Genomic DNA, 4,234 nt, shown 5'->3' on the forward strand with positions numbered 1-4,234 from the left:
ACACTGGCCGATCACGGCGAGTACCTCGCGCCACCGGGTGGGCGGGGTCGGGGAGCTGGTGATCGCGTACGCCTCCGGGTCCTCCTGCCCTCCACCCCAGGTGCGGTCTACGAGCGGGCCGGTCGGGTGCAGCCAGACCGGTCCCGCGTCGCCGAGCGAGACCCGGATCGGGACGGAACCGAACCCGCTCTCGCGGACGGTCTTGTGGTGGTCGACGGTGAAGTGAGCCCACGGGCGGCCGCTCTCGCGGTGCCGCGGGTCGGTGCTGGCCGAGACCTCGACCACGCGGCCGCACCCGGCCGGCAGCGGGCAGACCAGCTGCAGGCGCCCCTCGGTGTAGGCGGTGGGGTTGGAGTGGGGTCCGAAGTAGTGTTCGTCGAACTGCTCGCGGGCGATCCAGCCCCGGGCCTTGCAGCCGGAGGCGTGCTCGACCGTGCGCCACGTCATGTACGTGTCGTGGACCGAGGCCATGTCAGGCGGCCTGGCCCGTGCGGTTGGCGTCGATCGCGACTTTCAGTTCGGCCCGCATGGCGACGACGGCCGAGACCAGGTCGTCCGCGTCGCGCAGCGAGGTGACGAGCAGAACGGCGTCCTGGCCGTTGTCGGCGTGGACGATGAGGCCGGAGACCGGTCGGCCGCCCATCATGACGAGCGCGGGCCGCTCTACGATCGGGCCGTGTCGGTGGCGGCCGCTACGCTTGATCATCAGCATTTCGAGTCCTTGAAGTGGTGAGGTAGAGGTCCCGCGGCGCGCACTGCCGGGGGACCTCGGCATGTCGGGGGTGAGGCGCCCGATGGTCAGGCGGTGGCGGTCTGGCGGTAACGCCGACCGGGCTTGGATTCGAGGGGCGCGACGTCGCCGCGGCGCATCGCGGCTTGATCGGTTTTGCGGCTGTCGGACGGTGGCTTGGCCGGTCGGCGCTGGTTCTTGGTCGCCAGGTAGGCGACGGCGCCGGCCAACTGCACTTCCGTCCACCCGACTTTTCTTCCGTTTCGGGTGTGGTCGACCAGGTACTCCCGCGCGAGCCGTTCGAGTGTCGACGGCCTGATCACCGGGGAGTCGATCCGCGCGGCACCCTGGCGGCTGGTGTAGACGCGCGGCACCTCTACTTCCTCTGGCCTGGTGGCCTCGCGGTCAGCTTCTTCGCGTCGCATTTCGGCGCCTTGGCTTCGCCGTCAGCTTTGCGACGTCGCACTCCAGCGCCTTGGCCAGGCGATGCAGGGAATCGACCGAGGCCGACGCAAAGCCGGTCTCGATCTTCGACATCTGGGCCTCGCTGAGATCAGCCAAGGTGGCCAGCGCGGCCTGTTTGAGGCCTACGGCGATTCGGCGGTCCCGCACCGCTTCCGGATTCTGCAGCAGGGGACGCTGACGAGAAGTGGTCTTCGTCTGCATGTGTGTGAAAGTACGCGAAAGTTTGTGAACCCCGCAAGTGCTCTCGCATACTTTCGCACACTGTCGGGCACAAACTTGCAGGCGGTCCCCGGGTGCGCCACGCTGTGCCTGTACTTTCCTCTACTTTCCTGTACTTTCCTGAGAGGGGGGCCGGAGGGCCCATGGCGACGGATCGGCCACCTCCGGAAGCCACGCTCATACGACGCGCACGCGAGAGCCTTAGTCCGCCCCTGAGCATGATGGATGCGGCGAAGGCCGCAGGGATCAGCTCAACCACGTGGGCAAATGTGGAGCGAGGAAACCGGCCAGTGGGAGGAGGCCGGCCACCCGTTCCCTACACGGGCTCGGCCAAGACCATCGCTCGGATGGCGGTGGTCGCGAAAGTGTCCCCGGAGGAACTGGAAGCCGAGGGGCTGCGACCCGATGCGGCCGCCGTCCTTCGGAGGCTCTTGAGGGACGGGAACCCCCCGGCCGAGCACCCGCCTGCAGGCGATCAAGAGCTAGAAGTACACACAAGCGAAACGGGCGACATGAGGGTGTTCTTCATGGCTCCGAAGAATCTGCCGCCGCGCGAACTGGAACGCGTGCGCAAGATCGCCGAACGGCTCGCTAGAGACTTCGCCCATGACTCGCTCCATGAAGAGGGCGAAACTGACTAGCTTCTTTACTAATAGCACAATGTAACGGAACGGTCACGTTGGCAAATTAGATCGCGACATTCGGACATTCTGTGCCAAGATCTCCGCTTACGTGCGAAACGACTCTCTGTACGTATATACGTGCCGAGAGGTAAGGCAAGACGGAAGTTGTGCTCCATGGAAAACGAGGACCCCCCCGACCTGACCAAATCCCTTCCGATTCGACTGCACTACGTTCGCGTCTCACCCACAGACCTCCCCGATGGCGAACCCATAGCCGTGCACAAGCCCGGTCATATCTATTGGCTGGTTGACGGAAGCCAAATGGCCGCCCCACTTCTCCGACCCCTCGGGCTCGTAGGAGATAACGCGCTCTCCTCGCTCGCGCCCCTTTCGGAGCCGACAGCGGAACCGTTCGGCGAGCTGCGCCTAGTACGAGAGGACATTGGGATCAACGAACTCGAATGGACCTTGGACAAGACCGGCTTCTACATCCCAGTTCCCAAGAAGTTGATCAGTGCCAGGCTCGTCGACCAGATGATGCTCGGCACCAATGAGCAGCTGCGGCACTTCCGACCGAAGGAGGGATGATGCCGTACACAGAGCCGCGCGGTCGACGGTTCCGAGTCCGATGGAAGAAAGCCGATGGCACGTACACCACCGGCACCACGAAGAACGAGTCGACGGGCGACTACTTCCAGTCGGAGGAGGAGGCATACGACTACGGGGTTGACCAGGAAACCCTGATCCGCCTGGGCCTCAGAAAGGACCGCACCAAGATCACGTTCGGGCGGTTCGCGAACGACTGGTACGCCGGCCTCGCGCTCGAACCGCCCACCATGCGCAAGTACCGCTCCCTGCTGAGCGGGCACCTTCTGCCTGTATTCGAGCACCGAGAGCTCGACGACCTGGACGACGGTGAGTTCGACGGATGGGAGCGCTCGATCGTCCGCGCCGGCTACGCACCGCGGACCGCCTACGACGCCCGTAGCCTCATGATCACCATCCTGGGCGATGCGGCCCCTCGCTACATCGACCGCAACCCTGCGGCCCGCAAGCGCGGGAAGGGCAAGAAGGGTGAGAAACGCGTCCAGGCATACCAGCGCGCCGCCAAGGTCTGGCCGTCCCCGGTGGAGAGCGTGCTCATCGCCGAGCGTGCCGCCCTCCTGGCCCGGGACCCGGACGTCTTTCTGATGTTCGCCACGAAGGCATGGACCGGAGTTCGCTGGTCCGAGCTGCTGGCGCTGCGCCCCGAGTCGCTCCTGGCGGACGACATGCTCGACATCGACACCAAGCTGTACGAGCTATCCGGCTTCTACCTCGGCTACCCGAAGGACGGGTCACTGCGGGTGATCGACGTCCCGGCCTTCCTGGGCGTGCTGCTGCGCGCCCAGGCGCAGCGGGCGCGCCCCTGCAGCTGCACGCCGAGAGGGGAGCGCGAGGACCTGTTACCGGTAGACGGTGACGAAGAGGTCGAGTGGTGCCCGGGCGGCCGGCGGTACCTATTCCTCACTCGTGAGGGCGCGCACTATCAGCGCGGCTGGTCCTCGGCGACCATGCGACCGGCAGCTGATGGCGTCTATCCGGGCCGGGACGACAAGAGGTGGCCGCGGCCGCCGCGGCCGGTGCTTGCCGACACCGCGGTGTACAGGCCCGCGCCGGCGCGCGGCCGCGCCCAGGTCCTGCCCGGTGAGTACGCCTGGCCCGGCCAGCCGGTGCGGAAGCCGTGGCCCAAGGCCGAGCGAGGCGTGGAGTTCGTCCCGCCGCGCGGCCGCGGACGCCCGGACTACGCCAGCTGGGAGGAAGAGGAACGGCCCCACCTGGTGACGTGGCTGCCGATTCGGAAGGGCCTCACCCCGCACGGGTTCCGCCATGGTCACCAGACGTGGATGGACGACACGGGGATCAAGAAGGCGCTGAAGGTTGAGCGGATGGGGCACATCGACGCGAGCATGTCGGGCCGGTACGGCCACGTGACGGACGGCATGCGCGAGCAGCTGCGCGAGGTCCTGCAGGCCATGTGGGAGAACGCGCTCGCCGAGCGGGCCAGGTTGTGGCCGACGTCGCAGGTCCCGCTGCTCGATGCGGCGCTGGCACCGTGGCGGGATGGGACCGCCTCCAAGGTCGTCTCCCAAATTTCTCCCAGAAATAGGAGAAGGGCCCGAACCGCCTGAGCGATCAAGACCCTCACCTGGTGAAA

The 4,234-nt window shown here is 66.6% G+C and carries 7 protein-coding genes; 3 read left to right on the plus strand and 4 right to left on the minus strand.

What is annotated here, in order from left to right:
* The 4 genes from Aph01nite_RS40660 to Aph01nite_RS40675 all read right to left on the minus strand — a co-directional run.
* A partial coding sequence (locus Aph01nite_RS40660) for a hypothetical protein (protein WP_204046433.1) occupies positions 1 to 471 on the minus strand: 471 nt, incomplete at its 3' end.
* Between the two features lies 1 nt (position 472).
* Positions 473 to 706, minus strand: a complete 234-nt coding sequence (locus tag Aph01nite_RS40665; RefSeq protein ID WP_204046434.1) for a hypothetical protein — start codon at positions 704 to 706, stop codon at positions 473 to 475.
* Positions 707 to 798: 92 nt separating this feature from the next.
* Positions 799 to 1,155, minus strand: a complete 357-nt coding sequence (locus Aph01nite_RS40670) for a hypothetical protein (RefSeq protein WP_204046435.1) — start codon at positions 1,153 to 1,155, stop codon at positions 799 to 801.
* Positions 1,136 to 1,396 (minus strand): helix-turn-helix domain-containing protein, encoded by a 261-nt coding sequence (locus Aph01nite_RS40675; RefSeq protein WP_204046436.1) that lies wholly within the window; start codon positions 1,394 to 1,396, stop codon positions 1,136 to 1,138. Before Aph01nite_RS40675 ends, Aph01nite_RS40670 begins: the two co-directional genes overlap by 20 nt.
* Before the next feature lie 365 nt (positions 1,397 to 1,761).
* Here Aph01nite_RS40675 and Aph01nite_RS40680 point away from each other — a divergent pair, with 365 nt between their 5' ends.
* The 3 genes from Aph01nite_RS40680 (at position 1,762) to Aph01nite_RS40690 (ending at position 4,208) form a co-directional block, all read left to right on the plus strand.
* Positions 1,762 to 2,055 (plus strand): hypothetical protein, encoded by a 294-nt coding sequence (locus Aph01nite_RS40680; RefSeq protein WP_204046437.1) that lies wholly within the window; start codon positions 1,762 to 1,764, stop codon positions 2,053 to 2,055.
* Positions 2,056 to 2,211: 156 nt separating this feature from the next.
* The gene (locus Aph01nite_RS40685) at positions 2,212 to 2,625 is read left to right on the plus strand and encodes a hypothetical protein (protein WP_204046438.1); all 414 of its coding nucleotides are present in this window, start codon (positions 2,212 to 2,214) and stop codon (positions 2,623 to 2,625) included.
* Positions 2,625 to 4,208: a site-specific integrase gene (locus Aph01nite_RS40690; protein ID WP_204046439.1), complete on the plus strand. Its 1,584-nt coding sequence runs from the start codon at positions 2,625 to 2,627 to the stop codon at positions 4,206 to 4,208. Before Aph01nite_RS40685 ends, Aph01nite_RS40690 begins: the two co-directional genes overlap by 1 nt.
* Positions 4,209 to 4,234: the final 26 nt, after the last annotated feature.

The organism is Acrocarpospora phusangensis (assembly GCF_016862995.1).
GTDB lineage: Bacteria > Actinomycetota > Actinomycetes > Streptosporangiales > Streptosporangiaceae > Acrocarpospora > Acrocarpospora phusangensis.

Excerpts from the sequence above, each read along its gene's own strand:
- Aph01nite_RS40680 (WP_204046437.1), top strand. The coding sequence starts at position 1,762 with ATGGCGGTGGTCGCGAAAGTGTCCCCGGAGGAACTGGAAGCCGAGGGG.
- Aph01nite_RS40665 (WP_204046434.1), bottom strand. The coding sequence starts at position 706 with ATGATCAAGCGTAGCGGCCGCCACCGACACGGCCCGATCGTAGAGCGG.
- Aph01nite_RS40670 (WP_204046435.1), bottom strand. The coding sequence starts at position 1,155 with ATGCGACGCGAAGAAGCTGACCGCGAGGCCACCAGGCCAGAGGAAGTA.
- Aph01nite_RS40685 (WP_204046438.1), top strand. The coding sequence starts at position 2,212 with ATGGAAAACGAGGACCCCCCCGACCTGACCAAATCCCTTCCGATTCGA.
- Aph01nite_RS40690 (WP_204046439.1), top strand. The coding sequence starts at position 2,625 with ATGCCGTACACAGAGCCGCGCGGTCGACGGTTCCGAGTCCGATGGAAG.
- Aph01nite_RS40675 (WP_204046436.1), bottom strand. The coding sequence starts at position 1,396 with ATGCAGACGAAGACCACTTCTCGTCAGCGTCCCCTGCTGCAGAATCCG.